This is a genomic window from Paraburkholderia sp. EG286B (assembly GCF_040965655.1).
Lineage (GTDB): Bacteria > Pseudomonadota > Gammaproteobacteria > Burkholderiales > Burkholderiaceae > Paraburkholderia.
The window spans coordinates 1-26,968 of sequence record NZ_JBFRCF010000017.1 but is presented as its reverse complement, the minus strand read 5'-3'; the positions used below and the strand labels follow the sequence as shown (position 1 = coordinate 26,968).

The following is a 26,968-nucleotide window of genomic DNA, read 5'->3' as shown; positions in this document are numbered from 1 at the left end:
ACTCTCTCTCCCTGGCCTCGTGACGCCGCCATGCTTGTTGGACTCTCGCCCGTCGAGGGCGCCATCAACACGGGAATCGCTTCCAGAATCTCCCGTAGGTGACAGCGAGGAGTATATATAAATGAATGACGTATAACAATATGAACGCTGGACGGTGGTGAAGGCGCCACATGAACAAGCGCCTCCACGCGCACACACCGCCGCCGGCTCAGAGTGGGGCACCTCGAAATACGTCGAGGAAGCCCACCGTCTGGAGTTTGTCGAAGATCGCTTCCACGGCCGCTTCAGGAGACGATTTCGTGGTGTCTATGCGCATTTCCGGATTCTGCGGACGCTCGTAGGGCGAATCGATGCCGGTAAAGTTCTTCAGCTCGCCGCGGCGGGCCTTCTTGTAGAGGCCCTTCGGGTCGCGCTGTTCAGCCACTTCGAGGGGAGTATCGATGAAAACTTCAATAAATTCGCCATCTTCCATGAGATCACGCGCCAAGCCTCGTTCGGAACGGAACGGCGAAATGAAGGCAGTGATCACGATTACGCCCGCATCGGCCATCAACTTCGCCACCTCGGCGACGCGCCTGATATTCTCCACGCGATCCTCGGCCGTGAATCCGAGATCCTTGTTCAACCCATGCCTGACGTTGTCGCCATCGAGTAGATAGGTGCGCTTTCCCATTGCATGCAGGCGCTTCTCCAGCAGATTGGCAATGGTCGATTTGCCCGCCCCCGATAGTCCGGTAAGCCAGACAACGCCACTTTGATGCCCGTTCAGCACCCGCCGCGCGCGCTTGTCGACCTCAAGCGCCTGCCAATGGATGTTGCTTGCGCGGCGCAACGCGAACCGCAACATGCCCGCGCCAACCGTATTGTTGGTCATGCGATCGATCACGATGAAACCGCCCGTTTCGCGGTTATGCTCGTACGGATCGAAGGCAATCGTGCGGTCAAGCTCAATTTCCGCGACACCAATTTCGTTCAAAGTAAGCGTCTCGCCAGCCACGTGTTCGAGCGTATTGACATTCACTTTGTACTTGAGCGGCATTACGGTTGCCGTAACGGTCCGCGTGGAGAGTTTGAGCAAATAGCTGCGCCCGCGCAGCATAGGCTCGTCGCTCATCCACACGAGTGTCGCTTCAAACTGGTCGGCGACCTGTGCGGGTGAATCGACTGTCGAAATCAGGTCGCCGCGAGAAACGTCCACTTCGTCAGCAAGCACGAGCGTGACGGACTGTTCAGCGTAGGCCACGTCGAGCTCGCCATCTGCCGTCACGATTCGGGCGACGGTGCTCTCCCGTCCCGAGGGCTGTATCTGCACGCGATCCCCCTTACGCACAGCGCCGGATGCGATCGTTCCAGCGAAACCACGAAAATCGAGGTTGGGCCGGTTGACCCACTGGACTGGCAACCGGAAGGGCTGAGCTTGCAAGCGCGCCTCGTCGATCTCGACAGTCTCGAGGTGATGCATCAATGAAGGCCCGTCGTACCACGCAGTCTTTCCGCTTTTCCCGATGATGTTGTCGCCGTTCACGCCGGAGATTGGGATGGCCGTTACCCCTCGAATACCGATCTTCTCCGCAAAGTCACAGTATTCGCACGATATTTCATCGAATCGTTTGCGCGAGTAGTCGACGAGGTCCATCTTGTTGACCGCGAGCACCACGTTGCGGATACCGATTTGCGACACAAGATAGCTGTGTCTGCGAGTTTGCTGCAGCATGCCCTTGCGGGCATCGACCAGGATAATGGCCAGGTCGGCCGTCGACGCACCCGTGATCATGTTGCGGGTGTACTGCTCGTGGCCTGGCGTATCGGCAACGATGAATTTGCGGCGATCCGTCGAGAAGAACCGGTAGGCGACATCGATGGTAATGCCCTGCTCGCGTTCGGCCGCCAGGCCATCCAGCAGCAACGCGTAGTCTATCGCGCCGCCACGCGTACCTACCTTCCTGGAATCGGCTTCGAGTGCCGCGAGCTGGTCCTCAAACAGCATCTTCGACTCGTACAGCAAACGGCCTATCAGTGTGCTCTTGCCGTCATCCACGCTCCCGCATGTGATGAATCGAAGCAGGCTCTTCGTTTCGTGCTGTTTCAAGTACCGCTCGATGTCGGTTCCAATGAGCTCGGAGACGTGTGCCATCAGAAGTACCCCTCTTGCTTCTTTCGTTCCATCGAAGCCGCCCCATCATGATCGATGACGCGGCCCTGCCGTTCCGAGGTTGTCGTCAGGAGCATCTCTTGAATGATTTGCGGCAAAGTCGTGGCGCACGACTCCACCGCACCGGTTAGCGGATAACAGCCGAGCGTGCGAAAGCGCACCATCTTCTCCTCAGGCCTTTCACCCGGCTTGAGTGGCATACGGTCGTCGTCGACCATTACGAGCACACCGTCCCGCTGCACTACCGGACGTTTCGCCGCGAAATACAATGGCACGATCGGGATGTTCTCAAGGTAGATGTACTGCCAGATGTCAAGCTCAGTCCAGTTCGAGATCGGAAACACACGAATCGACTCGCCCTTGCTCTTGCGCACGCTATACAGGCGCCATAGCTCGGGCCGCTGGTTCTTCGGGTCCCATTGATGTGTTGCAGTGCGAAACGAAAAGATGCGTTCCTTCGCGCGCGACTTTTCTTCGTCTCTGCGTGCTCCGCCAAAGGCCACATCGAAACCGTGATTGTCGAGGGCCTGCTTGAGACCCTGGGTCTTCCACATATCCGTGTGGACTTGCGATCCGTGATCGAACGGATTGATTCCTAGTGCCTTTGCTTCCGGGTTCTGGTGAACGATCATTTGCATTCCCGTCTCACGCGCCATGCGATCGCGCATCGCGTACATGTCGCGAAACTTCCACGTGGTATCCACGTGCAACAGCGGAAACGGTGGCGGTGCGGGATGAAAAGCCTTTTTCGCGAGATGGAGCATGCAGGCGCTGTCCTTTCCGATCGAATAAAGCATCACCGGTCGCTCTGCTTCTGCAACGACTTCTCGCATGATATGGATGCTTTCGGCTTCGAGCCGTCGCAGGTGAGTCAAAGTAGGCATGACAGGTCCTTCTGGAAGAACGATTCATTGCGAGGCCGCGATAACGCCCAGTATCGATTCGGCGACCTCGCGACGACAGATGAGCAGATCCGGCATCGCGGCGTCTGCGCCGTTGTAAACGCACGGGCTGCCGTCAATGCGGCTTGCGTGAAGTCCAGCTGCGAGCGCCACCCCCACCGGTGCACACGAATCCCACTCGTATTGGCCACCGGCGTGGAGATAGGCGTGAGCCTCCCCTCGCACGACCGCCATCGCCTTGGCGCCTGCCGAGCCCATCGGCACGAGTTCGGCGTCCAGGCGTTCCGCCACCTTCCGCGCCAGCTCAGGTGCCCGGGTGCGGCTAACGAGAATCTTCAGGCGCCCTTGTGGCGCTGCGGGTAAGGTTGCGGGCGATCCGGTTGCGAACGTCATCCCCAGGGCCGGTAGCGCGACCGCGCATGCGTCCGGCATGCCGCCGACAGTCAAAGCAACGTGAACCGCCCAGTCGCTACGCCCTTCGATGCGCTCGCCATACTCGCGGGTGCCATCGAGGGGATCGATGATCCACACGCGATCGCAAGTAAGGCGTTTCGGGTCCGGCGCGAATTCCTCCGAGAGAAAACCATCGTCAGGGCGCGCGTGGCCGATGATTCGCGCGATAAGCTCATTCGCCGTAGCGTCGCCGACTGCACCCAGCGGTTTGCCGGCAAGCACCGCCGATGCGCGTATCGCGTTCAACGCATCCCCGGCCGCCGTCGCGATGCGAGCAGCAAGACGATGGTCGTCATCCAGCGCGAGCGCCTCTTCGAGTACGTTCATCGCACCTCCCCGTTGCGCGGCAATTGCTTCATTCCTGCGAGGCCCGCGGGCGTGTACCAGATGTGCTCGATATAGTGCCCCAGCGTCGCGCGGTGATCCGTGTAGAAGTAGCGGGCCGCGCCCGGCGACTGGCCGTCGACAACGATGGGCACGCCGCTCGCGGCCATTTGCTCACGTTGCGTATCGAATGCGGCTTCGCTTTCGATTAACTGCGCGAAGTGATGGTGGCGAATTGCAAAGCCTGTTTGAGGCAGCGCCTCGCGGTAAATACGATCGTCGCCGGAAAGCGGTTCGATCAACTCCAGTTGCGTCTGTCCTACGAACGCGAGCGCGATATTCAGCTTGCAGTGGCGCCCGCCCATCGACTCGATTTCAATTCTCGGCAACCGCGCCCATGCCGGGACATTGTGTTCAGCAGCGAAGCGAGCAATCGCCTCGTCCACATCAGTCGTGACATAGGCAATCTGGAGGAAACCGGAAAATGGTGAAAGGGAAGGAATGCTCATCTGTCCAGTCCGTAGGTAGCCATGTAGCGGGAGAAGCGCTCCCTGATCGCTCCCGCTGCAAGACCGAATTCGTCAGGTGTGTAGCCGTGGGCGCCGTGAGCACGCTCCGGATTCTGCTTGACACGCTCGCGCATCGCTTGCTCTGTTTCCGCGCTCAGTCTGAAACCGAAGTGACTATAGATCCGCCTCACCGTGCCGATCGGGTCGACCTGAAAGTCCTTCTGCCGGATATCAATGAACTGCTTCTTTGGTAAATGCGCACGCGCCTCGATTGCCGCTTCGCTCGCTCTCGCCCAGTTCTCCACTTCCCGCCGGCCGATCTCGTGCTTGTCGACCCGCTTGCCCTCGGAGACGCGGCGCGCCATCGTCAGCACACTTGCGAGCGAAGGGAGTGCCTGCATCGGGTCGCGGTGCGTCTGTACGACACAAGCATCAGGAAAGACCTCGAAGAGCGTCGGCAACTGCATGATGTGACCGGGATTCTTCAACAGCCACGTCTTCTCGCTATCGCGCGCTCCAATCAAGCCGATGGCCCTCGCGAAGTAGCGATATGCGGGCAACTCACTTTGCTCGCGCCACCAGCTATCGTATTGGGGCGCGCGGAACGACGACCCCCAGAGGTTGCTGCAGAATCCCTGCTTGAGGATCTCAAGACATTCGTCCACCTCATCGGCCACGATGTTGTGCGCTGCGCGCATTTCAGGCGCGGCGTTGAAGAAGGCTTCGAGCCCGGCCGCGGTCGCCTGGAACTGTGCATGGCCGCTCCACGTCTCCCGCGGGGGGCGAGGCTGCGGAAAGACCGTCAACCATTTTTCCAGCCCCTGGAACTGAGGATCCACCGAGAGCAGCTTATGCAACGCTGTTGTGCCTGTTCTGGGTATTCCGGTTATGACGAGCGGGCGCCGCGGAATTTTCTGCACGGCGCCGGCATGTTTGCGTAAGCCCTCTACGAGCACCAGGCGCGAAATCAGCGCGCCGACCAGCGCATTCCAGACGAACTCGCGCCCTCCGAGTGCGAAGCGCGGACCGTCGTCGTCGAGCGCAATCAAAAGCTGCGTCAGACCCGGCATGTACTCCGCGCCGACTCCGAAATCGTTCAAGCCGGCTGCGCCACTAGCGGCATCATGCAGCGCATCCTCCGCGCCTGTGAATTGTCCACGCAATGACATATGGCATCTCCTTAAAACATTTGTTCTACTTACCAACGCCGCCTCAACTGCGCGCCGATGCGCCGTTCCCGCAAGCGCCTCTCACGCTCGCTCTCGTCAACAACAGGAGTTTTCGCTGGCAGGTAATTGCGAACGTCGGCCAATGACACACGCTTGAGCGTCGGGACAGGCTCCGAACTGCATGCATACCATCTGCCTATCGCCGTGCCGCGATTGATACCGCAGGTATCGAGCCAGTTCGGCACACCCGGATCACGATGAGCAATCACAGCGCGAAAATGCCCGTCTTCGTCGACGTGAGCCTGATGTCCATTGAGACTGCTTTGATGATCGATAAAGTCGAGCGTGTTGAATAGCGCGTCATTCAACTGCACGTTCCAGTAGCGTTGTGTCTGCGGCAATGCCGTTTCAAGGATCAGCGCCTCGTCGGGACCAAAGTCAAAAATCGCTTGCCAGTAAGCCTGTTTCGCGAGACCGCCGCCGAAGGCAAAGAACTCGAATTCGTTCACCTTGCTACGTGTACGCAGTTGCTGCATATGTGTGAGCCAACGGCGTGACAACCGGCCCGCATAGTTCATCAGTTCGCCGGTTCGCTGCGCGATGTCCTCGTACCCCATCGGTGGCTTCGTGAACGGGGCGTCAAGACACTCGATGGCGACACGCGCGTCGCGCTCCGTACCCCACGCATAGGAACGCTGGCGCAGCATCGCAAAGTCGGCGTCGCCATGTAGCGGTAGCCAGTTACCCTCGTAACCGGCCGGCCGCTCCGCACTCAACAGCACCTCGAAGTTCCCGTCGTCGTCGATCTCCAGATCGTCGAGATCGAATTGACCGAGCGGAGGATGGATTTCGTCGGTGGTTCCCATGGTGCCGCGGCCGATATCGAGCGTCAGCAGATGCACGCTTCCACGCTCTCCCACCAGCCGGTATCGCAGGTCGCCGCGTAGTGGGGCGATGAAGTACGTGTCGTCCGGATTTGGCTGCAGCATGAACACCGAGTTCAGGAAGGGCAGCCAGTCGGGATGAAGTGGATCGGACTGGAAATAGATGAAGTACGCAAGCGAGAGGTTCATCTGGAACTGACGATACAAATCCGCCCGCGTTTGAGGGTCGTCAGGCGTTTCGGTCAACTCGAGCAAACTCTCGGCCTCGCCGAGCCTGGCAAGATAGTCCCTCCACGATTTCAGCTGAGCCATGGATTCACCATCACCTTGCATTGCGTCGAGCGATTGCGCAGTGCTTCAAAAGCTTCAGGTAGTGCGTCGAGCGAAATGCGATCCGTGATCATCATGCGCGGTTCGACATGGCCGGCGTCAAACACGTTCGCGACATGCGTGAACTCCTGCATGCTGTATGTAACAGCGAACTGGATCCGCACTTCCTTCCACACCGCCGCAGCGGGAATGAATTGATCGGGGACCGTGCAAAAGCCGAGCACGATCACGTCGCCCTGCGGCTTGATACACTGAATCGCCTGCGCGATCAGTTTCTTCTGTCCCGCGCATTCGAATACGACGTCCGGTGCACCTTCAAGCACATCGGCGGCCAGTGTCGACAGATCTTGCCCGGCGTCAGGTACAACGAACGCATCGGCGCCCATATGCCGCGCGAGCGCCTCGCGACGTCGTGAGGAAGCGGTCGCAACGATGCGCCCCGCTCCGAGTCGCCGCGCCCAGAAAGTCGCTGCGAGCCCCACGGGGCCTGCGCCAATCACCAGCACCTTCGCGCCCGGCGTCAGTTTCGCGAGCGAGACGCCGTGCAAGCCAACCGCCATCGGTTCGATGAGTGCACCGTCCTCCATGCTCAGCGTCTTGGGAAGCTTCGTCGCGACACGCTCCGCTACGACGGCATACTGCGCAAACCCCGCCGCGGCGCCCTTGAACTCCGCACAAAAGTTAGGCTTTCCCGCAAGACAGGTAACGCAATGTCCGCATCCCGTGAACGGGAGCGCCGTAACAGGATCTCCGACCCTCAGCTTCTCCACACCCTTTCCAACCGCAATCACTTCTCCGGCAAATTCATGACCCAGTGTCGAATTTTCCGGAAGAGTGAAGTGCGGCGCGTGCCCGTCCGTCATGTGAAGATCCGATCCGCAAATCCCACAGCGGTGAATCTTCAACACAACTTCGCCTACACCCGGGGTTGGATCTGCAAGACTCCTAACTTCTAGCGGCGAACCTACGCCCGTGAAATATGCGGCTCTCATCGATCGCATCTCCGTTTTGCGTGAGTGATTTGCTCATGTCGAGCACATGGAATTTACTTTACTGGGAAAGTAATTAGATTCCACCAGGTGTTTTTACGGAGAATGCGTAGGAAAATCGCCTCGGCGGCTGTTGCTGACGAGCGATCGCGCTGCAAAAGACATGCGGCGCAGGCCCGGTCAGCTCAACGTGGCAGGAGGAAGATGAGGGAGATGGCCGGCAAAGGGTGCCGGCGTGAGTGCTGCGTAGCGAACAGCTGCGCAGCACAACGAGATATTGGCGCGACCGCGATCGACGAGAAGATATCAGCGGCGCTCGCGGCTTCGACGCGCAGCCTCCGCGTCGGCGAAAAGCTGAAGTTCGCGCAATAGAATCGAGAGCGCCGCCCGCCGTGCCGGCGCCATATGGCTGGACGCCACCCAGTCGGTTCCGTATGCCCCTTCGCGGAGAATGTTCTCCAGGACTTTACGCGCTCGCGGCTTCATTCGCACGAGAATTCCGCGTCCATCCGCCGGGTCCGGCGTTCGCTCCACCAAGCCCATCTGCTCCAAGCGGCTCACGCACTTCGTGATGCCGCCAAGCGTCATCGCCAGCGGCTTCTGAAGCTGCGTCGGGGACTGAGTATAAGGTGGCCCCGAAACCAGCAGCGCGTCCAGCAGCAACAACTCGGCGGCCCGGATGCCTTGGCTCGCGGCGGCCTCTTTGAGCGCCTGGTCGATGTGTGTCGACAACCGAAGCAGCCGTTGCCCGATAAGATAGACGTTCGCGTCTTCGGCCGGCCACTCGCGCGCCCACGCCGCGGCTTGAGCGTCGAGGGCGTCGCCTGCTTCGGGCCTTGCCGGTGTCTGCAACGCGACGCACTCCGCGAGGAATTGCGCTTCGGCGTGCGCGCGCTTCGAATAGAGCGCCTCGCCGCTATCGTCCTGAGCCACATCGACCCAGCCCGCCTCGTCGAGTGCACGCAGATGATCGAGCACACTCGCGCGCGATATGTTCAGTCCGCGCGCCAGCGCGGGCGCGCTTTGCGCGCCTGCGCCCAGCAACGACAACAGTTGTCGCCGGGTAGCGTCCGCGAGTGCGGCAAAAAGTGAATCGGCGGTCTTGCGGGCACCCATACCATCATCGATCGGTCGAGACCCGCGTGCCAGATGGCAAATGCTCGTAACGAGCCATGGGCGACATGACGTGATCGGTAGCTCTACGGCTCGCGTCAACGCCATACAGGTGCCGTTTCCTGTAGCGGGGTCATTTCGGCAACGCTAAGTTACCAGAAAAATCCGCCCGCAGAACAACACAACAAATCGGCGTGCACGCCCAGCGCGCACGGCCCAGCTATTGTCCAACGAGGTCGTAAGCAGCAAGTGCCGCAACCTCCGTCACGCCGCCGTCCACTGGCAGGCATGTGCCAGTAATAAACCGCGACTCGTCGCTGGCGAGAAACAGCGCGGCAGACGCAACGTCCCACGCGTCTCCTTCCAGTGGAAGTGGTGCGATCTTGCGGCGCCGCTCGCGCGCCTTTTCATTGAGCATGCTCTGCACCATGGGTGTAAAGATGTGCCCCGGCGCGATGGCATTGGCACGCACATGATCACGGCCGTACATCACAGCTAACTCGCGCGTGAACGCAACCATGCCTGCCTTCGATGAACCGTACGCGGCTGACCCGTGACTGCGTATGCCAGCAACCGAACTAATATTGACGATTGCCCCGCCTCCGCGCGCCACGATCTTTGGCACCGCACTGCGACTCATCAGGAACGCGCTCTTCAGGTTCACATTCATCACACGGTCCCACGACGCCTCGTCGATATCCTGCAACCGTCCCGGCGCACCTGAAATTCCGACGTTGTTCACGAGTATGTCCAGGCGGCCATATCGCTCAACAGTCTCTTCGACGATTCGCGTGCACACGGCCGCGTCCGTGATATCACCTGTACAGACGAACCCCTCGCCGCCGGATTCGGTAATCAACGCGAGTGTCTCGGCAGCCCTTTCGTACTGCTGATCGACCAGGCAAACGGACGCGCCCTCAGCCGCAAAAAGACAGGCGATAGCCTTGCCCGTGCCGTAACCCTGCCCGAGTGACCCCGCGCCAGTGACGATCGCGATCTTGCCGCTCAAACGCTGATAAAAGACTTTTGGAGAAGGCATGCTGTAGTCGAATGATGTGGTCGCTCGCCACTCAAAGCATTCGCGCGCTTACGTACCCGGTATGGCTGTCCATCCGCGCGCGCTGGAGTCGGCATTTTCGATCAAGCTTAGTCTCATGAGGCTGATAATGCAACATATAGTTGCATTATCAGCCTATGCGATCACCTGGTCCTACTCTGCCGTGATCCACCAATGCCGCGCCAAAGCGCGCCGCGTAGGCCGTGTTCACCGCCTCCGTCTGGAAGCGTGTCTCGTTGATGGCGAAGATGAAGTAGCCGTATGCGAGATCGCGTCGATAGTCCTCCCAAGCTTCGTCGAACGAGGGCGCCTCGACTCCGCCGGCTGCCAACTGCGATAAATAGTGTTCGAGCAGCGGCCGCTCCCACGCGCGACGGTCTTCGATATCGAGCGCGCAGCCTATGTGGTAGGCGACCTCCAGGCTCCACGGCGCCCTGCTTACCTGAGCATCGAAAAAGCCTGGCGTTCCGTCTGATTCAACGTACAAGTTGCCCAGATGCGTGTCGCCATGAATGAGACACACCGGCTTGCCTTTGTGCTGGCTCGCAATGTCTGCGAGCGCTGCGACCATCCATTCACGATCGTGCAGGTATCGGCTCACCGCGGCACCTCGCGGTAGCGAGACGTAGTGGGCCCACACATCCGGTTCCAGATAGCGATTCTGATATTCCAGCGACCAGTCGGAAAATCGCTCCCCGACCCAATCAAAGCGGCCGCCCATTTCAAATTCGGCGCCGTTCCATGTTTGCGCGTGATAGAGCGCCATCGCACTCAGACGCCGCCCCACCTCTTCGTAGCGTTGCGATCGCTGCGCTCTGCAAAAGCGCGCTTCGCGCTGCTCGAGGTCTTCCATCACAACGACAGATTGCCATCGATCGGGATCCGCGCCCGCATAGAAGCATTTCGGCGCGTTCATATTTATGAATGGCAAAACATCACGATAGAAGCGCATTTCGTTGCGGTACATGTCCTGCATTAACTCGCTGTGATCCTGAAAGCCACCTTTTACGATCATGCGCGAAGGCAGCGCCATCTCCCTGCCCACATCGTTGTACTCGAGCGCCACGCGCACTTTCGTCGAGGTTCCAGGCAGCACGGCTACGTGGCTGCACGAAGTCACTTCCACGCCGACGAAGCGAAACGCGAGCGCCGACGTGAGCCATTGCGCGGTCACGCCTTCCACCGTGACCGGCAACGCCATGTCACTCATCACAGCAAGTGCAGACAAGATTTCCCCCCGGCGATTGAGATACGCAAGACGCGTGCGCATCGTCGCGCACAGAGTCGTTCGACCGCAACATGGGGAAAACCACACCTCGTCGAGCGTTGCATATTTTGAATGGCGTGCATATAGTTGCCTCCAGATGCAGATACTTTTTTGGCAGGTACCTGATGAATCTTCTTGACTCACCCACACTGGCCGATGACTTCGCCGGTGCCGAACCAGCAAGAATGCTCGCCCCGGAGGAATACCGAACCGAAGAGAGCGTGGCCTTCAAGATGAATCTGGTTCACCTTCTGCTGGGCAGCGAAATCGACCGGAAGCTTGCCGCCAGCGGACTTTCGGCTCTCCAGTGGGGCGTGCTGAAAGCGCTCTACGACGAGCGCGCACGCACGCCCACCGCCCTCTGCCGCATTCTTCTCGCGGACAGCGGGGCAATGACCCGGAAGCTCGATTCACTCGAGAAGCGTGGATTGATCGAGCGCATCCGAAGCATTTCCGATAGACGCAGCGTCGAACTCGCATTGACGGCAAACGGCCGTGGATTGCTGCGCGAGACCCTGCCGCACATTGTGGAAACGAGCAACCGCCAGCTTCACGGCTTCACGATGGACGAAGTCGCAACCGTCAAACGTCTTCTCGAGCGAATGATCGTCAACCTGAGCTGAACGGCTACGTCCATGCCCGAATTGAGCGACGAATCCTCCAAAGCTCAGCGCTTGACCCAATTGAAAAAGGAGCAGTTCATGGAGCACACTGAAACGACCGCAAGACCGGCCGAGACATCGACGCAAGCGTCGGCTTCCGCGCCGCTGCCGGTTCCGCATGTCTACCGCGGCCGTATGATCACCGGAAATGCGATCAAGCACGTATCGCGAGATCTCGGTCAGGGTTTCTGCACGCCCAAAATCGAACTGGATGATCTCGTCTGGCCGCGTGCGGAGTCGGGGCCTGCGTTTGATGTGCCTGTCGAGCAGATTATTGATTTTCTCGTCGAGCTCGGTCCCCGCCTGCATCTCGACGTCAATCCGCTCATGCAGGCCGCACTCGAATCGATGATCAAGGTGAGTCCCCTGGGACGCCGGATCCTCGAAAACTGCTATCGGGACATACCTAACCTGTTTTTGCGCGAGGTAATCGAAGACGAGTTGCGTGTGAGCCTTGGCGACGCGAGACTCGTCGACGGCTGGGTGGAACGCACGCTGCGCGGCCGTCCTAGCCGTCTGCGCGCCTTCCCGCCGAGGCTCGTTCATATTCTGGCGGGAAATTCACCGATGGTCGCGGCTATGACCGTCATGCGCGCCGCGCTGACGAAAGGCGTGCATCTGCTCAAACTGCCATCGAACGACCTGTTTACGGCCACCGCGATTTTGCGCACGATGGCCGAAATCGATCCGAACCATCCCGTCACGCAGTCCTTTTCCGCTGCCTACTGGCGCGGAGGCGACGAGAACGTCGAGTCCATTCTTTATCGCCCGCAGTACTTCGACAAGATCGTCGTTTGGGGAGGCGATAGCGCGGTACGCCACGTCATGCGCTACGCGGGGCCGGGTCTGGAACTGGTTGCCTTCGACCCCAAGGTGTCCATCTCCCTGATCGGCCGCGAAGCGTTCAGCTCCGACGAGGTTCTGCGCGAGGTCGCACGTGCGGGCGCCGCCGATGTGCTGTCGTTCAACCAAGATGCGTGCAATGCAAGCCGCTATCAGTTCATCGAAGGCGGCGAAGACGACGCCGACCGCTACTGCGAGCAACTCGCGCTCGCACTCGGCGAGGACTACCGTTATGGCGATGGCCAAGGCCCGCTGGTGCCGAGCGACATTCGCGAAGCCGTCGACGTGCTGCGTGAAATGGAGCCGCTTTATCGCGTGTTCGGTGGCTACGACGGCAAGGGTCTCGTCATTCGCTCGGACGAGATGGTTGACTTCCACCCAATCTGCAAGACCGTCAACGTCGTTCCCGTGGGCAGTTTGCGCGACGGGGCGCGCTACGCGACTGTCGCGACGCAGACCGTCGGTATCTATCCGCCGCATCGGGTAACCGAGGTGCGCGACGCCCTTGCATGCGCAGGCGTACAGCGCATGGTCGCTTTGGGCGAATCGATTTCGGATGGCGTGGGTGGCTACCCCCATGACGGCATGTTCCCGATCCACCGATTCATGAAATGGGTCTCGGAGGAATCGGGGCCGAACCAGCAGGAGACGCGATAATGAATGCCCTCTCCTCCCTCCTGCAATACACGGATCTTCACGACCCCTTTCGCAATGCGCCCGAGAACCTCCATACCGTTCAGCTGCAAGCCGTACGGGAACGCTTCGCGCAGCGCCGCCAACAGATTCGCATTCTCGACAAGCGGGCCAGCGAAGCAGGCGTAACGGAACTTGGCACGCTGGACGACGCAGTTCCGCTGCTATTCGCCGACGCCGTCTACAAGAGCTATCCCGATTCGTTCATCGAAAACGGCAAATGGCGTCACCTCACGGCATGGCTTCAAACCCTTACGACGAACAAGATCGATGGGATCGACTACAGTAAGGTCGACAATCTCGACGGCTGGATCAACGAGCTGCGCCGCAACGGCCACTACGTAATGAGTTCGAGCGGCACCTCGGGGAAGCAGTCGTTCATCTACCAGAGTGAAACCGACCGTGAGCTCGGCTGGCGCCTGCTCGACCAGGGTATTCGCTGGGCGGCAAGCGCGATGCACGACCGGTCGCGCCGTTATCCCGCGTACCTTTTGACGCCGTCTTCCGGGTCCTACACCGGCACTGAGCGCATGGCGAAGTTCGCCGAGTCGATTGCCCTGCCGGGCGACATTCACTACATGTCGGACGTGCCACAAAGCGCCGCCCAGACCACACGCATGGCGCGCATGCGTCGAGCGATTGCGGACGGCACCGCGTTGCCTAGCGAAATCGAAGCCTTCCAGAACGAAAATCGTGAACGCACCGAGCGTGTGCAAGCCGACTTCCGGCGCTTCATCGACGAGTTGCTCGAGCGGCGTCACGAACCGATGTTCATCATGGGCATGATGGGCATGCTCTACCAGATCGTAGCCACGGCGCGCGAACGAGGCATTCCCGACGGTGACTTCCACCCCGACACGATCATCAGTATCGGCGGCGGCAAGAAGGGTGCGAATTTGCCGGAAGATTTCCAGCAGCAGTGCGAACGCTTCTTCAATTTCAACGCGACCAATTTCAACGATGGATACGGCATGGGCGAAGTATCGGGGTTCTGCCCGTGGTTCCATGAAGCGAAGGCGTGGACGGTACCGCCTTGGCTCGTCCCGCTGGTGCTCGATTCCACCGGCGAGCAGTTGCTGAATCCGCGTGACGGAAAAGGTGTCGTCGAAGGACGGCTTGCGATGATCGATCTGCTCGCCGACGGCCGCTGGGGCGGTGTCATCAGCGGGGACAAGGTCACCGTGGAGTTCGGCCATGGCATCGACGGCGTGCGAACACCCGTCATACGCGACGTGGTGCGCTACAAGGATCTGCCCGGCGGCGATGACAAGCTGTCGTGTGCCGGAACGATCGACGCCTATGTCCGCGGAGAGATCGCGGATATGACCGAAGCCCGTACCGCGAAATGAGCCAACTCCTCCCCATACTACGTAGACCTATTCAACAATGACTGAGCAAACGACAAATCCGGCCGTGTGGTTCATCACAGGCGTTTCGTCCGGCTTCGGCCGATCCCTTGCGGAAGCGGTCCTCGCACGCGGTGACAAGGTGGTAGGCACCGTGCGTAACGACACGCAGATAGCGCCTTTCGAAAATCTCGCGCCCGGGCGCGCCTACGGCGTGTTACTCGACGTCACCGATGCCGCTTCGGTGCCCTGCACCGTCGAGCAGGCCCTTGGCCGGGCGGGCACCATCGACGTTCTGGTGAACAATGCGGGCTACGGCCTCTTTGGTGCACTCGAAGAAGTATCGGACAAGGAAGCGCGTCAGCTCTTCGATACCAACGTGTTCGGCACGGTCAACGTGATCCGCGCCGTGCTGCCCCATTTTCGCGAGCGAAAGCGCGGGCATATCGTGAACTTTTCCTCGGTGGCAGGAGTTATCGGCATCACGGGTTGCAGTTTCTATTGCGCCTCGAAACACGCGATCGAAGGCCTGTCCGAATCGCTCGCACGAGAACTGAAGCCGTTCGGAGTTCACGTGACCATCGTCGAACCCGGCGGTTTTCGCACGAATTTCGCGGGTGGCTCGCTGAAATGGAGCGAGATCGAATCGCCTGCCTACGCTGAAACGGTGGGCAAAATGCGCCAGATGATGGGTGGCTACCACGGCACGCAGGCGGGAGATCCAGCCAAGGCCGCCGCCGCCGTCGTGCGCGCGGTGTCTGCGGAGAACCCGCCGTTGCGGTTGCCGCTCGGCCCGGATGCCGTCGACGTCGTCCGAAAGAAGCTCGCGTCCGTACAGGACAATCTTGAAGCGTGGCTCGACGTGTCGAGTTCCACTGACTTTGATCACTAACGCCGCAGAAGCTCGTTGCCCGGGAGACGACATGTCCGCACTGGACTCATTTTACGCAATGCTTCGCGGTGACGCCGATCCGTTCCGCAATCACCCTGAGAACCTTCGCGAGATTCAGCTCGCCGCCATGAAGGAGCGTTTCGCCGAGCGCCGCAACCAGATCAGGCTGCTGCGCCGCCGCGCGGACGATATGGGCGTTGAAACCATCAACCGCCATGAGGACATGGTTCCTCTCCTGTTCGCGCATCAGATCTACAAGAGCTACCCCGAGCAATTCATCGACAACGGCCGCTGGAAGCACCTGGCGGCCTGGCTGCAGACGCTTTCCAGCACCCCGGTGAGCGAAGTGGATATGACGGGCGTGGAAGACGTCGACGCGTGGATGGAACGGTTGCGCGAAGCGGGGCACTACGTGTTCAGCTCGAGCGGCACATCCGGGAAATGCAGCTTCATCAACCAGACGCGAGCCGATCTTGAGAACGTCACCGAGTCGTGTGTGAAACTCGGCGTTCACGGTAACGAACTGATCCGCCGCGATTTCGGCAAGCGCCCCGTATTCCTGATGATGCCGCCTGCCGGCGCGCATCGTCACATCGAACCGGTACTTGGCGCTGCGAAGCGACTTGGCGCCGAAAACACGCTGATGTTCGACGAACCTGTGCTTGCTTCCGCAACGATCTCGATGGGTCGCATGCGTCGCGCAATCGCCGACGGTTCCGCCAAACCCAGTGAAGTCGCGGCTTTTCAGGAGCATGCGGTGGCGCGCCAGCGCCATACTGGCGCGATGATCGACAGCTTTCTCGACAAGCTTGTCGCGCAGCGCAACGTCCCCGTTCTCGTACAGGGCAACTGGTCGTTACACTGGACGCTCGTGGAGCGCGCCCGCCATCGCGGCATCACCGATGGAATCTGCCACCCCGACACGGTGATCACGACCGGCGGCGGATTGAAGGGCACCTCGGCACCCACCGACTATCGGGAGCAGATCACACGCTTCTATGGCATCCGCCCGGAGAACGTCCAGAATAGCTATGGCATGTCCGAAATGATCGGGACTGGCCCCTGGTCGGAGGTGGCACAGGGCTACGCAATCTGCCCCTGGATCGTTCCGTTCGTGCTCGACAAAGCCGGCGAGCAACTACTGAATCCGTCGGATGGGCGCGGCGTTGCCGAGGGCCGTTTCGCGTTTTTTGACCTGCTTGCCGAGGGATACTGGGGCGGCTTCATCACCGGCGACAAAGTCACTGTGGACTTCTCGCCGGAGGGGAGCACCGACGGACTCCAGGGACCGCTGGTCAGGCGGGTCGGCCGCTATGCCGACCTCGAAGAAGGCGAAGACAAGCTCTCTTGCGCGGGCACGATGGAATCGTATGTGCGTGGGATGATCAACGTTTGATTTCGGCCGCGAGCAACTGCGGGGTCCAGGGGGTGCCAGTATTGGCACCCCCTGGCGCTCGTGAGTATACTGATGCACTAATTCCGTCATCAAAAGCTCAACGATGTCCAAACCTATGGCAGTTCAGGCTCCCGACGGAGCCTCGCGGCTCGCTGCGGCGGGCAAACCTCGAACGGCCGGCCGGCCCACCCACGACGACGCGGTCCAGTTGCGCGAGCGCCTGCTCGACGCCGCCAAAACGGTCTTCATGAGGGAAGGTTTCGGTGCCGCCAGGGTCGATGAAATCGCATCACTGGCCGGTGTCAGCAAAACTACCGTTTACCGCCAGTTCGGCACGAAGGAAGAGCTTTTTCGCTCTATCGTCTGGCGCGGTATGTCCGACTTGCGCGGCAAGATCGATCAGCACCTGGAGCCCGGCCGCGATTTTTCGACCAACCTGGCATCCCTGATCGATGCGCTCGTCGAACACATGGCAATACCGGACAGCATTCACACTTCACGCATGGTCATTGGCGAGGCGATACGTTTTCCGGATGTCGCAAGGCAGTTTCTGCAGTTCGTGGTGACGATGCTGGAGCCGCTTACGGCCGTTCTGGAAGCGGCAGCGGCCAATGGAACGATCGACATCGACGATCCTGCGAACGCGGCACGTGATCTCCTCACGCTGGTCACTGGCGCCCCCGAAGTGCACCTTGCGATCCAGACTACGCGCGCTGAACGCAAGCGTAGGGCCGAGAGGATTCATCGGATCCTGTTGACCGCCTGGAAGTATCGCGCAACGCTCGATAAGGTTCGGGCCAGGGCAATGCAGTAACGTTCGTCGCGCGCCTGCCTCGCCGGCAGACTAGCTGCCGACTTCCCCCATCACCTGAAACTGCCCGGATGCCTGGGCAATGCATTTCGCATTGGCCCAGATCCGGCAGTCCGAGAAGATCACCCGTTTCCCAGAACGCAGAACGTCGACATGGGCTTCCACCCAGTCGCCCGGTTCAGCGTTGCCCATGAAGTTGACCATCAAGCCCGTCGTCAACACCCTTACGGCCGGTTGACGCGAATACTTGCTTGCCCACGTAATGGCCGTATCCGCCAGCATGCAAACGGCGCCGCCGTGCATCATCTGGCCGAGATTCCGATGCGCTTCGCGCACGTACATACCGACGACGTGTCCACGCTCGCTCTTGCGAAAATAAGTAGGACCGAACATCTGATGGAAGGGGCCAAATTCCGGCATCAATGCAAAGCCCTCCGGAATGGGCTTTTCCTCGCTCTCTTCAAGCGCCTCTACCGCCAGTGCGTGTGCTTGTTCCAATGCCACTCTCCTCTTCGCGCCGTAGGTGACCGGCACCAATAATTGCTTTTTCATGGGCGAGACATAGCGTATCATTATTCGTACGCAAGTCAATTATCTGAATGAATATGGACATCGGATCGCTCTTTACGCCACTCGTTGTTCGAGGCGTCACGCTTGCCAACCGCATCGTCATGTCACCCATGACTCGCGGTTTTTCGCCCAATGGACTGCCCGGCAGTGACGTTGCCGCCTACTACAAGCGTCGCGCGCAGGGCGAGACTGGCCTTATCATCACGGAAGGTGTTGGTGTCGATCATCCGGCAGCCCTGGGCGAAGCCGGACTCGGCGAGAATTCAATTCCCGTACTCGCCGGAGCAGAATCGGTTGCCGCGTGGCGGCGTGTGACGAATGAAGTTCACGCAAGCGGCGGCGTCATCTTTCCGCAACTGTGGCATATGGGACCGATGAAAGAGGCGAACACAGGGCCCTTCCCCGCCGTCGCGCCACTACGGCCATCGGGACTGTGGGGGCCGTCCGGATGCACGACTTCTCTCAACGCGGGCTACATGGAGCGGGTGATGCCACCAACCCGGCCAATGACCGACACCGAGATCGCGGACGTCATCGCCGCCTACGGTCGAAGTGCAACTTTTGCGAAGGCCGCCGGATTCGACGGCATTGCCATCCACGGAGGGCACGGCTATCTGATCGATGCGTTCCTTTGGGCTGAGACCAATCAACGCACGGACAAATGGGGTAAGGATCTCGTGGCGCGCAGCCGCTTTTCCGCCGAAGTCGTGCGCGCGATACGCGAAGCGATCGGCTATACGATGCCGATTACATTCCGCTTTTCACAGTGGAAACAGCAGGATTTCCGGGCGCGCCTCGCCAACGATCCGCACGAGCTCGAACAGATCCTCGCACCGCTCGCAGATGCTGGCGTCGATATCTTCGAGGCGAGTACGCGTTATTTCAATCGCGCGGAATTCCCGGGCTCGGAGATGAATCTCGCAGGCTGGGTAAAGAAAGTGACCGGCCGGTATTCTATGGCGGTGGGCGGAATCGGCATTAATAAGGGATACTACGATTCCATGGCCGGAGCCGAGACATCGGCACAACCCGACCTAACACCACTGCTGGATCGTTTCTCGCGCAACGAGTTTGACCTTGTTGGCGTAGGACGTTCGCTTCTGCACGACCCGAACTGGGCCCGGCGTGCCCGCCTTGGCGAGCCGTTTCTCGGATTCAGCAACGATTCGCTCGCGCGCCTCACCTGAAATGCAGTTTTGCAGTTGACGCCCCTGTATCAGGCGTCAACTGCTGTTGGTGGCCTGCCAATCTTCAGGTGCGCCCAGTAACCGGAATCAATGCACCGGTTACCCCCGACGCAGCTTCGGAAGCGAGAAAAAGAATCACGTTCGCGATTTCCTCGGGCCGTACCCAACGTGAAAAGTCTGCATCGGGCATGTCGTTGCGGTTTTGCGGCGTGTCGATAACGCCCGGCAGGATCGCGTTCACGGTAATTGAACGATCCTTGAGCTCTTCGGCTAGCGCCTCCGTCAAACGCATCACCCCCGACTTCGACGCCGTGTACGCACCCATTCCCATACCTGCCTTGAGTGCGGCGCCAGCGCCAATGTTGACAATGCGACCGCCGTGCGCGCCGACAGCAAGATAGTCCAACGCCGCTTTCGATGCCGTTGCGGCCGTCCGCACGTTCATCTGATACATCAAATCCCACGTCTCGAGGGAGCCGTCCGCCAGTGTTTCCCAGCGAAATCCGCCGGCTATGTTGACGACGGCATCGAGCTTGCCAAGCTGCTCGACAGTCGCCGAAAACGCCGCGCGCGCCGCGTCCAGGTCAGTCAGTTCCACGCCGCCTCGCCACCAGGAGGCGTGTAGTTGCTCCGCGCTCGCGCCCTCCGGCGCAGGCGCCTTGTCGATCAGCGCGACCTTCCAGCCATTGTCGGCAAATACCCGGCCCACCGCGCGTCCCAATGTGCCGAAGCCACCGGTTACCACTACTACCCGTTGCATGTCCGATCACTCCCTCGCCGCTTCGGGCGCGAAAAAATCAACGTCCCTTGAAAACCGGCTCACGTTTCTCGCGAAACGCGTTGACCGCTTCCTGGTGGTCTTCAGTCAAATTCGACAGCGCCTCGTAGGCGATCGACGCATCGAGAATCGAATGCGCGAGTTGCTTGAGTCCGATGTTGATTGAAGCCTTGGTCCATTGAATCGCACGCGCGGCTCCGTTTGCCAGCCGCTTCGCCATGGCATCGACAACGGCAACGAGTTCGTCAGCCGGCACGGCGTAATTGATGAGCCCCAGACGCGCCGCCTCTTCTGCGGTGAGGAGGTCACCCGTCAGGAGGTATTCCTTGGCCTTCGCGTAGCCGACGAGCTGCGGCCAGATCACCGCGCCGCCATCGCCCGCTACGAAGCCGACTTTCACGTGCGGATCGCCGATCTTCGCGTGATTGGCCGCGTAGCTCAGATCCGAGAACAACGCGATCGTCGCGCCCAGACCAATTGCATGACCATTGATCTTCGCGATGACCGGCTTCGGACAATCGAGCATCGAGAAGACGATTTTCTTGGCGCGCTGCATGCCTTCCAGAAACAACGCCGGGTTGTCGATGACCTGCTGCATGTGCTCGATATCACCGCCCGCGCTGAATGCGCGCCCAGCGCCCGTCAACACGACAACACGGGTCTCGTCGTCCTCCGCGACATCGAGAAAGAGCCGCGACATCTCGATGTCCATCTGCTCGTCAAACGCATTCAGCGTTTCGGGGCGGTTGAGCGTGACGGTCAGGACGCCGCCGTCGCGTTCGAGCATTAACGCCTTATAGTCCGAAATATTCATGGCTTACCTGTTCACAAAGAAGAGACCGCGCGGGACGACGGGTTGCGCCGCCGCGCAAACGCCGGATGCGATTCCCGCTGCACCGGCGCCCCGCGCGACTTCGATTACACCTGCAGCGGAATGAACCTGCGGCCGTTGTCGTACATGATCTTGCGCGTGTCTTCTTCGGTAAGCCCATTGAGCGCTTCCGCCGCGAAGTCTTTCGGCTCCGGCACGCCTTCCGCGTGCGGATAGTCGGAGCCCATCAACAGAAAGTCCGACGATCCGGTTTGCGCGATGATCTGGCCGATGTCGTCCTCGGGATACGCGACTACAAACACGTTTTCCTTGAAGATCTGGCTCGGGCGCTTCTTCAGTTGACCGCACGGCCAGTAACCATTCTTCGCCATGCCCCGGCACTTGTCCATTTTCACGAGCAGCGACGGCACCCATTCGGCACCGTTTTCCGCGCTGCACAGCTTGACGCGCGGGAAACGCTCGAAGAAATTGTAGAAGATGAACGATGACAGCGTTTCCATCACCGGACGCTCGCCGTAACCGTGCATCCAGACAAAGGCGGTTTGACGCTGGCGCGACTGCTGCACCGGCTCGCCCCACACCGCCATGTGATCCTTCATGTAGATCGCTTCCGACACGTGGAACGTGACACGCACGCCCGCTTCATTGAGGATCGACCAGAACGGATCGAAATACGGGTCGGCCGGCGCACGGCCATTGAACGGCCCCATCGGCATCAGGATTACGCGGACACCGTTCGCGACCAGCCATTTTGCTTCGGCTACAGCGGCGTCGAGATCGTCGAGCGTGACGACCGGTGTCGTGTAGATCCGGTCCTTGTAGTTGAAGCCCCAGTCGTCGAGCATCCACTGGTTATACGCATGCAACACGGCATTTGCGGCGGCAGGCTCGTTGAGGTACGAAATGCACGCGACCATTTCGCCGATGTACATCGTGCAGGCCTCCACGCCGAATTCGTCCATCTTCTTCAGGCGTGCGTCGCGATTGAACATGTCCGGCGTCGGGGCGACACGCATGTCGACGTTGTCCTTGCCGTCCTTCATCGCGCGCAGCCATTCATGCAGCTTGCCCGGCGGCGGCACGTGCCCCTCGGCCGAGGTGTAGCCTTCGCTGATTTCCACCTTGCGGTCGCCGACATACATGCAGCGGTTGCCGTCGGCCGTGACACGGCTGGTAAACGACCAGTCCTTCTTGAACTTTTCGGGCAAATGGCGGCTGTATGCGTCCTCGACTTCGTAGAAGTGCGTGTCCGCGTCGTAGATCTTCCCTTGATACGCTTGCATGAACTCTCTCCTGATTGTGGGGGAGCGCTGCTGAACGTGCGCCCTTGAGAGAAGTATCGGCTCAAGCCATCAGCCCAAAAACTCTCATATCGAACCCAGAAACGTCGATATCGAATTGATATCGGTCGGCGCCCTCGCCATTTCCGAAGCTCGCACATGGCATCCTCCGAAAATCATCAATACGAACATCGTTCGTATATGAGTATACTCGAAACGATACATACAACCGGAGACGCTCATGCAAGTTGAAGTCCTCTCGCAGCAGGCACACCGAGCACAACCCGTAGCCGGTCCGCCGCGCGGGTTCACGACGGCGATCCTGCTGGCCGCAGTGGCAGCCTCGTCGGGAATCACCGTTATCTATACGGTGCTGGTCACACTCTACAAAGCCTTTCCCGCTTCGAACTCCGTGAGCTGGACGGTTACCGCATACTGGCTCGGCTCGGCCGTCTTCGCCGCGGTGAGCGGGCGGCTCGGTGACTTGCTGGGCTACCGTCGCATCCTGCTCGTGGTGATGTCGGTCGCTGCCGCCGGCGCGGTCGTCGCCGCATGTGCAACCCATGTCGGCATGCTCGTCGCTGGGTGCGCGATGCAATCGATCGCGGCAGGCATTACGCCGCTCTCCATCGGCCTGGTCCGCGAGAACCTGCCACCAGCGAGGCTGCCTGGCGCGGTGGGCCTGATCAGTGCTGCAGGCATGGTATCCGCGGGGCTGGTCTACATTTGTGCGGGCGTCGTCGTGGATCACTATTCCTGGCAAGGCGGCTTTTGGTTCAAAGTCGCGCTTTGCATCGTGGCAGTCGCTGCCGTGCGCGCGTGGACGCCGGCGTCGCCACAGCATCCCAGCGTCCGGATCGACTACCTTCGAAGCCTTGCGTTCGCTCCAGCACTCTGCGCGATCCTCTTCGCGGTGCAACAGATCCGCGCGTGGGGGCTCGGCGATGCGCGGCTTTGGGGTTTGATCGTCGGCGGCATGGTCGTGCTGGGACTATGGGCGCGGCATCAACTCAAGGCGCGTCATCCGCTCATCAACGTGCGTCTGCTGAAGGCGCGCGAGGTCATCCTGGCGAATGCCTGCATGGCATTCCTCGCGGCAGGCGCCATGCAACTGGGACAGGTTTTCTCGCTGCTCGCCCAGCAGCCTGCCGGCACGCACGCCGGATTCGGGCTGAGCGCAACAGCGGCCGGATTGCTGATGTTCAGCGTCAACATCGTCGCGATGGTCGCGAGCCCGTGGAGCGGCCGCGTCGCGGCCCGCTACAAGGCGCGTCGCGCCGCCTTGATCGGCATGGTCATATTGGTCTTTGCCTGGGCCGCACTGATCGTGCTTCATCGCAGCCTGCTGCTCTTCGTTCCAGGCGCGGTCCTGTGCTCGTTCGGGCTCGCCTTCGCGAGCACGGCGCTGTACAACCAGATCGTGGAAACGACCCCTGCGCATCAGACAGGCGAGGCAACGGGCATGCTCTATGTCTTCTTCTCGTGCTTCTTCGCGATAGGCGCCCAGGTGGTATTCGTGCTGCTACGCGGCGCGACGGGGGAACATGATGGTGCGTCGTTTCCCGCCGACAGTGGCTATGTTTCGGTGTTCGTCTACATTGCCTGCAGTTCGATTGTTGGACTGTTGATCGCTTGCATGCTGCCGAAGCGTCACGCCCGTTGATCGTCGTTGCGAACGATCTGTTACGCGCCGGTCCAACGCTTCTTCAAATTCGCCTTGCGTGCCGAACATTGAAGCATGTGCTTCAATGTTCGGCACGCTGGCCGGTCACTCATCTTCGGCTTGACCCAATGCAGACGCACGCTGCGCCACCCTGATCATGTTCTGCTCGAGTTGCGGGCGTTCGCGATCGAAACGCTCGAGCGGCGCACCAATCGCCATCGCCGCAATCACGTTACCGTTCGGCCCGAAGATCGGTGACGACACACCCGCGGAGTCCGGCAGCAATTCGCCACGGCTCACCGACAAACCGGATTCGAGGATGTGATCGAGTTCGTCACGCAGTGCCTTCTTGGTGGCGATCGTTTGCGGTGTGCGGCGCTCGAACTTGACCGTCTTCATGTAGTCGGCAACGAAAGCGTCCGGCGCATGGGCGAGCAGCACGCGGCCCGCGGCCGTGCAATAGAGCGGACGACGCAAACCGATGTGCATCGAATAGCGCACGGATTGCTCGCTCTCGATCACGTCGACATATGTGATCTCTTTGTGCTCGTGATCAAGGACGCCGATATACACGGTTTCATTGGTGCTCTTCGAGAGATCCACCAGGAATGGGCGCAGCATCTTCGAGAAATTCCACGCGGCCATCACGCCGGCGGACAAGCGGAAGATCGAAGGCCCCAGGCGATAGCGGCCTGCGTCGTGCATCAAAAACCCTTCCGCCACGAGAGGCCTCAGTAGATTGAGCAGGCTGCTCTTCGGCGACTCGAGGGCAACATTCAGTTCTGCCAGCGACATCCCTTCCGGAGACTTCGCCAGCACATCGAAAATTCCGAGGAGTCGGGTCAGCGAGCGCGGCCCGCTGACATCCCGGTCCGCCGGCGCTGAGGTCTCTTTTAACATGATTTTCCCCATGAATTGACTGTATCGATTATACGGGAACTATTCACATAGTTTTACAACGATCACAATTTGGCACACTTTTGCACCGCCTGAATTCGGGAATACGCCAGGGCGCCTCCGCATTAAGGTTGAGATATAGTTGAACGACGTTCACAAAATTGCAATGCGGGAGCAACGCTTTCCGGACCATCCACGTGGCACGCTCGCGTGTCGAACTGCGGCATCAAACTTCACTTCTGGATCACACATGCACACGAAAAAACTGGCAGAAAAGGTCGTCATCGTGACCGGAGGCGGGCAAGGCGTTGGACTCGGCATTGCCCGCGCGCTTGCCACCCAGGGCGCGAGTCTGGTGCTGACTGGCCGCACGGAGAGCAAACTCACGCATGCTGCCGAGGGATTGAGCGCCCTCGGCTCGCAAGTGCTCGTCGTGCCTGGTGACACGCGCAATCGAGCCGACGCCGTGCGCACGGGCGAACTTGCCATTGAGCGTTTCGGTCGCGTAGACGCGCTTATTAACAACGCACAAAGCAGCAGCCCAGGTGTGCCGCTCGAATCCGTTACTGACGACGACTGGAGCAACACACTCGAGTCCGGCTTGTACGGCACGCTGTATTTCATGCAGGCCGTATTGCCGCACATGAAGGCACAGGGCCGCGGCGCCATCGTCAACTTCGGCTCGCGCACAGGCATCGAAGGGCTCAAGGGATTCGGCGCGTACGCCGCAACCAAGGAGGGCATTCGTGGACTTTCACGTGTTGCCGCGCGCGAATGGGGTGCCTATGGCATTACCGTCAACGTCATTTGCCCGGCAGCGCTCACGCCAGCCGCTGAAGCCTACCTCGAAGCCAATCCCCAGGAACGCACGCGCTATCTCGGTGAAATCGCACTTGGCCGCTTCGGCGATCCTGAGCTCGATATTGGACGAACAGTTGCATTTCTGTGTAGTGACGACGCTAATTTCATAACGGGGCAGACTATCAGTGTGGACGGCGGACAGTCAATGCTTTAGTGCGTCTTTTTGAACACAGTTGCAATATATGAAACAGGAAGTTGCATTTTTCAGCGGTCGCAGAGAATTTAATTGAACTAATCGTTGCATTAATTGGGATACCTCGATCCGAGGGCGAGTTCGCACGAGACGCCTACCAAGAAGATCGAAAGTGGTCACATATTTCTCCTCCGGCACACTTCGCGAGAGCGTGTGGAGTTTGACCTTGGCTGCGGGACACCGAGCCAAGGTTTTTTTTGCGCCGTTGTGTTAGGCAATTTTCAGCGGGGACACCGCGACGTCGAGACGCACCCGAAGCCGTAAAGCGACGAACGGATTTTTTGGGCGACGGCGAGGAGGACACTCACCAAGACAGACCGAGTCGGCCGGGAACTTCGAGCACGGCACGTTGCAGTCCACGCGGAAACTTACCAGACCGAACTCCATGCACAACGCCTGACCAACGGTCAGGCGTTGTGCTAGCGGTTCAAGCGAGTTGTGAAAATTGCGATCTCGATGCCGCTTTTCAAGAAAGCAATTAGAACCATTCCGATGTGAAGAACGGCAAGTGCACGTCCATCCAGTCGTATTCGCTGCGGCAGACGGCCCATGCCCACTGGGGTGACTTTCCACCGCGCTGGGCAGCGTCCGATCGTTGATGCAGGCGTGAACTATTTGAAGCATCCCCGCCCGCTTCGAGATACCCGACTTCTACCTCGGTTGTGTCTGCGATACCGCTATTGCTATTCTCAGTCGTCATGATTCGTCCTTTAGCTCCCGCTTACTCCACCGCCTTCACCATCTCCTCGATCACCTTCTTCGCGTCGCCGAACACCATCATGGTCTTGTCCATGTAGAAGAGCTCGTTGTCGAGGCCCGCGTAGCCCGCCGCCATCGAGCGCTTGTTCACGATGATCGTGCGCGCCTTGTACGCCTCGATGATCGGCATGCCCGCGATCGGCGACTTCGGGTCAT

General features: G+C 59.9%; 26 protein-coding genes. 9 read left to right on the top strand and 17 right to left on the bottom strand.

From position 1 onward, the window contains the following. Window positions 1-208: 208 nt before the first annotated feature. From cysN to AB4Y42_RS30445, 10 genes are all read right to left on the bottom strand, one after another. The gene (cysN, locus tag AB4Y42_RS30490; RefSeq protein WP_368696226.1) at window positions 209-2,134 is read right to left on the bottom strand and encodes a sulfate adenylyltransferase subunit CysN; all 1,926 of its coding nucleotides are present in this window, start codon (window positions 2,132-2,134) and stop codon (window positions 209-211) included. Continuing rightward, window positions 2,134-3,036, bottom strand: a complete 903-nt coding sequence (gene cysD / locus AB4Y42_RS30485) for a sulfate adenylyltransferase subunit CysD (protein WP_368689896.1) — start codon at window positions 3,034-3,036, stop codon at window positions 2,134-2,136. The genes cysN and cysD overlap by 1 nt, the downstream gene beginning before the upstream one ends. Window positions 3,037-3,060: 24 nt before the next feature. Beyond that, complete coding sequence (locus tag AB4Y42_RS30480) at window positions 3,061-3,834, bottom strand: 3'(2'),5'-bisphosphate nucleotidase CysQ (RefSeq protein ID WP_368689895.1); 774 nt, start codon at window positions 3,832-3,834, stop codon at window positions 3,061-3,063. After that, window positions 3,831-4,340 carry a VOC family protein gene (locus AB4Y42_RS30475; protein ID WP_368689894.1) on the bottom strand — a complete coding sequence of 170 codons (510 nt, stop codon included), beginning with the start codon at window positions 4,338-4,340 and terminating at the stop codon, window positions 3,831-3,833. The genes AB4Y42_RS30480 and AB4Y42_RS30475 overlap by 4 nt, the downstream gene beginning before the upstream one ends. Further along, the gene (locus AB4Y42_RS30470) at window positions 4,337-5,509 is read right to left on the bottom strand and encodes a sulfotransferase (protein WP_368689893.1); all 1,173 of its coding nucleotides are present in this window, start codon (window positions 5,507-5,509) and stop codon (window positions 4,337-4,339) included. Before AB4Y42_RS30470 ends, AB4Y42_RS30475 begins: the two co-directional genes overlap by 4 nt. A gap of 29 nt (window positions 5,510-5,538) precedes the next feature. Then, window positions 5,539-6,705, bottom strand: a complete 1,167-nt coding sequence (locus tag AB4Y42_RS30465) for a DUF1214 domain-containing protein (protein WP_368689892.1) — start codon at window positions 6,703-6,705, stop codon at window positions 5,539-5,541. After that, window positions 6,693-7,715 carry an alcohol dehydrogenase catalytic domain-containing protein gene (locus tag AB4Y42_RS30460; protein ID WP_368689891.1) on the bottom strand — a complete coding sequence of 341 codons (1,023 nt, stop codon included), beginning with the start codon at window positions 7,713-7,715 and terminating at the stop codon, window positions 6,693-6,695. The genes AB4Y42_RS30465 and AB4Y42_RS30460 overlap by 13 nt, the downstream gene beginning before the upstream one ends. 303 nt (window positions 7,716-8,018) lie before the next feature. Then, the gene (locus AB4Y42_RS30455) at window positions 8,019-8,828 is read right to left on the bottom strand and encodes a MarR family transcriptional regulator (RefSeq protein WP_368696225.1); all 810 of its coding nucleotides are present in this window, start codon (window positions 8,826-8,828) and stop codon (window positions 8,019-8,021) included. Window positions 8,829-9,045: 217 nt separating this feature from the next. Beyond that, window positions 9,046-9,864, bottom strand: coding sequence for an SDR family NAD(P)-dependent oxidoreductase (locus AB4Y42_RS30450; protein ID WP_368689889.1), 819 nt, complete (start codon window positions 9,862-9,864; stop codon window positions 9,046-9,048). A 148-nt stretch (window positions 9,865-10,012) separates the two neighbouring features. Then, complete coding sequence (locus AB4Y42_RS30445; protein ID WP_368696224.1) at window positions 10,013-11,152, bottom strand: phosphotransferase; 1,140 nt, start codon at window positions 11,150-11,152, stop codon at window positions 10,013-10,015. Window positions 11,153-11,274: 122 nt separating this feature from the next. Between AB4Y42_RS30445 and AB4Y42_RS30440 the strand changes: the two genes are divergently transcribed. The 6 genes from AB4Y42_RS30440 to AB4Y42_RS30415 all read left to right on the top strand — a co-directional run bounded on the left by AB4Y42_RS30440 (window position 11,275) and on the right by AB4Y42_RS30415 (window position 17,795). Next, a complete protein-coding gene (locus tag AB4Y42_RS30440) occupies window positions 11,275-11,772 on the top strand; it encodes a MarR family winged helix-turn-helix transcriptional regulator (protein ID WP_368689887.1) in 498 nt (165 codons plus the stop codon). Between the two features lie 12 nt (window positions 11,773-11,784). Continuing rightward, a complete protein-coding gene (locus tag AB4Y42_RS30435; RefSeq protein WP_368696223.1) occupies window positions 11,785-13,311 on the top strand; it encodes an acyl-CoA reductase in 1,527 nt (508 codons plus the stop codon). Further along, a complete protein-coding gene (locus AB4Y42_RS30430; protein ID WP_368696222.1) occupies window positions 13,311-14,696 on the top strand; it encodes a hypothetical protein in 1,386 nt (461 codons plus the stop codon). Before AB4Y42_RS30435 ends, AB4Y42_RS30430 begins: the two co-directional genes overlap by 1 nt. Window positions 14,697-14,733: 37 nt before the next feature. After that, window positions 14,734-15,585 carry an oxidoreductase gene (locus AB4Y42_RS30425; protein ID WP_368696221.1) on the top strand — a complete coding sequence of 284 codons (852 nt, stop codon included), beginning with the start codon at window positions 14,734-14,736 and terminating at the stop codon, window positions 15,583-15,585. A gap of 31 nt (window positions 15,586-15,616) precedes the next feature. Further along, window positions 15,617-16,981: a hypothetical protein gene (locus AB4Y42_RS30420; RefSeq protein WP_368689883.1), complete on the top strand. Its 1,365-nt coding sequence runs from the start codon at window positions 15,617-15,619 to the stop codon at window positions 16,979-16,981. Window positions 16,982-17,096: 115 nt separating this feature from the next. Then, complete coding sequence (locus tag AB4Y42_RS30415; protein ID WP_368689882.1) at window positions 17,097-17,795, top strand: TetR/AcrR family transcriptional regulator; 699 nt, start codon at window positions 17,097-17,099, stop codon at window positions 17,793-17,795. 30 nt (window positions 17,796-17,825) lie between these two features. Here the strand turns inward: AB4Y42_RS30415 and AB4Y42_RS30410 are convergent, their stop codons facing one another. Continuing rightward, window positions 17,826-18,344 (bottom strand): PaaI family thioesterase, encoded by a 519-nt coding sequence (locus AB4Y42_RS30410; protein WP_368696220.1) that lies wholly within the window; start codon window positions 18,342-18,344, stop codon window positions 17,826-17,828. 53 nt (window positions 18,345-18,397) lie between these two features. On the opposite strand from AB4Y42_RS30410, the gene AB4Y42_RS30405 reads away from it, so the two are divergent. Further along, a complete protein-coding gene (locus tag AB4Y42_RS30405) occupies window positions 18,398-19,549 on the top strand; it encodes an NADH:flavin oxidoreductase (RefSeq protein WP_368696319.1) in 1,152 nt (383 codons plus the stop codon). Window positions 19,550-19,613: 64 nt separating this feature from the next. On the opposite strand, the gene AB4Y42_RS30400 is transcribed toward AB4Y42_RS30405, so the two are convergent. The 3 genes from AB4Y42_RS30400 to AB4Y42_RS30390 form a co-directional block, all read right to left on the bottom strand. After that, entirely contained in the window at window positions 19,614-20,309 is a 696-nt protein-coding gene (locus AB4Y42_RS30400; RefSeq protein ID WP_368689880.1) for an SDR family NAD(P)-dependent oxidoreductase, read from the bottom strand. Window positions 20,310-20,346: 37 nt separating this feature from the next. Then, complete coding sequence (locus AB4Y42_RS30395) at window positions 20,347-21,141, bottom strand: enoyl-CoA hydratase/isomerase family protein (RefSeq protein ID WP_368696219.1); 795 nt, start codon at window positions 21,139-21,141, stop codon at window positions 20,347-20,349. Between the two features lie 104 nt (window positions 21,142-21,245). Beyond that, window positions 21,246-22,442, bottom strand: a complete 1,197-nt coding sequence (locus tag AB4Y42_RS30390) for an amidohydrolase family protein (RefSeq protein ID WP_368689879.1) — start codon at window positions 22,440-22,442, stop codon at window positions 21,246-21,248. A gap of 238 nt (window positions 22,443-22,680) precedes the next feature. On the opposite strand from AB4Y42_RS30390, the gene AB4Y42_RS30385 reads away from it, so the two are divergent. Next, window positions 22,681-24,102, top strand: a complete 1,422-nt coding sequence (locus AB4Y42_RS30385) for an MFS transporter (RefSeq protein ID WP_368696218.1) — start codon at window positions 22,681-22,683, stop codon at window positions 24,100-24,102. A 105-nt stretch (window positions 24,103-24,207) separates the two neighbouring features. Here the strand turns inward: AB4Y42_RS30385 and AB4Y42_RS30380 are convergent, their stop codons facing one another. Next, window positions 24,208-25,002, bottom strand: a complete 795-nt coding sequence (locus tag AB4Y42_RS30380) for an IclR family transcriptional regulator (protein WP_368689877.1) — start codon at window positions 25,000-25,002, stop codon at window positions 24,208-24,210. 247 nt (window positions 25,003-25,249) lie between these two features. On the opposite strand from AB4Y42_RS30380, the gene AB4Y42_RS30375 reads away from it, so the two are divergent. After that, complete coding sequence (locus AB4Y42_RS30375) at window positions 25,250-26,014, top strand: SDR family NAD(P)-dependent oxidoreductase (protein ID WP_368689876.1); 765 nt, start codon at window positions 25,250-25,252, stop codon at window positions 26,012-26,014. A gap of 517 nt (window positions 26,015-26,531) precedes the next feature. Here AB4Y42_RS30375 and AB4Y42_RS30370 read toward each other — a convergent pair. Both AB4Y42_RS30370 and AB4Y42_RS30365 read right to left on the bottom strand, forming a co-directional pair. After that, on the bottom strand, window positions 26,532-26,753 hold the full coding sequence (locus AB4Y42_RS30370) for a hypothetical protein (RefSeq protein ID WP_368689875.1): 222 nt from the start codon (window positions 26,751-26,753) through the stop codon (window positions 26,532-26,534). Between the two features lie 21 nt (window positions 26,754-26,774). Next, window positions 26,775-26,968 (bottom strand): NAD(P)(+) transhydrogenase (Re/Si-specific) subunit beta (locus AB4Y42_RS30365; protein ID WP_368696217.1); only part of this gene is annotated, 194 nt, incomplete at its 5' end.

Bases quoted from the DNA above. Each gene is read 5' to 3' on its own strand.
- cysN (WP_368696226.1), bottom strand. From the start codon at position 2,134: ATGGCACACGTCTCCGAGCTCATTGGAACCGACATCGAGCGGTACTTG.
- cysD (WP_368689896.1), bottom strand. From the start codon at position 3,036: ATGCCTACTTTGACTCACCTGCGACGGCTCGAAGCCGAAAGCATCCAT.
- AB4Y42_RS30480 (WP_368689895.1), bottom strand. From the start codon at position 3,834: ATGAACGTACTCGAAGAGGCGCTCGCGCTGGATGACGACCATCGTCTT.
- AB4Y42_RS30475 (WP_368689894.1), bottom strand. From the start codon at position 4,340: ATGAGCATTCCTTCCCTTTCACCATTTTCCGGTTTCCTCCAGATTGCC.
- AB4Y42_RS30470 (WP_368689893.1), bottom strand. From the start codon at position 5,509: ATGTCATTGCGTGGACAATTCACAGGCGCGGAGGATGCGCTGCATGAT.
- AB4Y42_RS30465 (WP_368689892.1), bottom strand. From the start codon at position 6,705: ATGGCTCAGCTGAAATCGTGGAGGGACTATCTTGCCAGGCTCGGCGAG.
- AB4Y42_RS30460 (WP_368689891.1), bottom strand. From the start codon at position 7,715: ATGAGAGCCGCATATTTCACGGGCGTAGGTTCGCCGCTAGAAGTTAGG.
- AB4Y42_RS30455 (WP_368696225.1), bottom strand. From the start codon at position 8,828: ATGGGTGCCCGCAAGACCGCCGATTCACTTTTTGCCGCACTCGCGGAC.
- AB4Y42_RS30450 (WP_368689889.1), bottom strand. From the start codon at position 9,864: ATGCCTTCTCCAAAAGTCTTTTATCAGCGTTTGAGCGGCAAGATCGCG.
- AB4Y42_RS30445 (WP_368696224.1), bottom strand. From the start codon at position 11,152: ATGCGCACGCGTCTTGCGTATCTCAATCGCCGGGGGGAAATCTTGTCT.
- AB4Y42_RS30440 (WP_368689887.1), top strand. From the start codon at position 11,275: ATGAATCTTCTTGACTCACCCACACTGGCCGATGACTTCGCCGGTGCC.
- AB4Y42_RS30435 (WP_368696223.1), top strand. From the start codon at position 11,785: ATGCCCGAATTGAGCGACGAATCCTCCAAAGCTCAGCGCTTGACCCAA.
- AB4Y42_RS30430 (WP_368696222.1), top strand. From the start codon at position 13,311: ATGAATGCCCTCTCCTCCCTCCTGCAATACACGGATCTTCACGACCCC.
- AB4Y42_RS30425 (WP_368696221.1), top strand. From the start codon at position 14,734: ATGACTGAGCAAACGACAAATCCGGCCGTGTGGTTCATCACAGGCGTT.
- AB4Y42_RS30420 (WP_368689883.1), top strand. From the start codon at position 15,617: ATGTCCGCACTGGACTCATTTTACGCAATGCTTCGCGGTGACGCCGAT.
- AB4Y42_RS30415 (WP_368689882.1), top strand. From the start codon at position 17,097: ATGGCAGTTCAGGCTCCCGACGGAGCCTCGCGGCTCGCTGCGGCGGGC.
- AB4Y42_RS30410 (WP_368696220.1), bottom strand. From the start codon at position 18,344: ATGAAAAAGCAATTATTGGTGCCGGTCACCTACGGCGCGAAGAGGAGA.
- AB4Y42_RS30405 (WP_368696319.1), top strand. From the start codon at position 18,398: ATGGACATCGGATCGCTCTTTACGCCACTCGTTGTTCGAGGCGTCACG.
- AB4Y42_RS30400 (WP_368689880.1), bottom strand. From the start codon at position 20,309: ATGCAACGGGTAGTAGTGGTAACCGGTGGCTTCGGCACATTGGGACGC.
- AB4Y42_RS30395 (WP_368696219.1), bottom strand. From the start codon at position 21,141: ATGAATATTTCGGACTATAAGGCGTTAATGCTCGAACGCGACGGCGGC.
- AB4Y42_RS30390 (WP_368689879.1), bottom strand. From the start codon at position 22,442: ATGCAAGCGTATCAAGGGAAGATCTACGACGCGGACACGCACTTCTAC.
- AB4Y42_RS30385 (WP_368696218.1), top strand. From the start codon at position 22,681: ATGCAAGTTGAAGTCCTCTCGCAGCAGGCACACCGAGCACAACCCGTA.
- AB4Y42_RS30380 (WP_368689877.1), bottom strand. From the start codon at position 25,002: ATGTTAAAAGAGACCTCAGCGCCGGCGGACCGGGATGTCAGCGGGCCG.
- AB4Y42_RS30375 (WP_368689876.1), top strand. From the start codon at position 25,250: ATGCACACGAAAAAACTGGCAGAAAAGGTCGTCATCGTGACCGGAGGC.
- AB4Y42_RS30370 (WP_368689875.1), bottom strand. From the start codon at position 26,753: ATGACGACTGAGAATAGCAATAGCGGTATCGCAGACACAACCGAGGTA.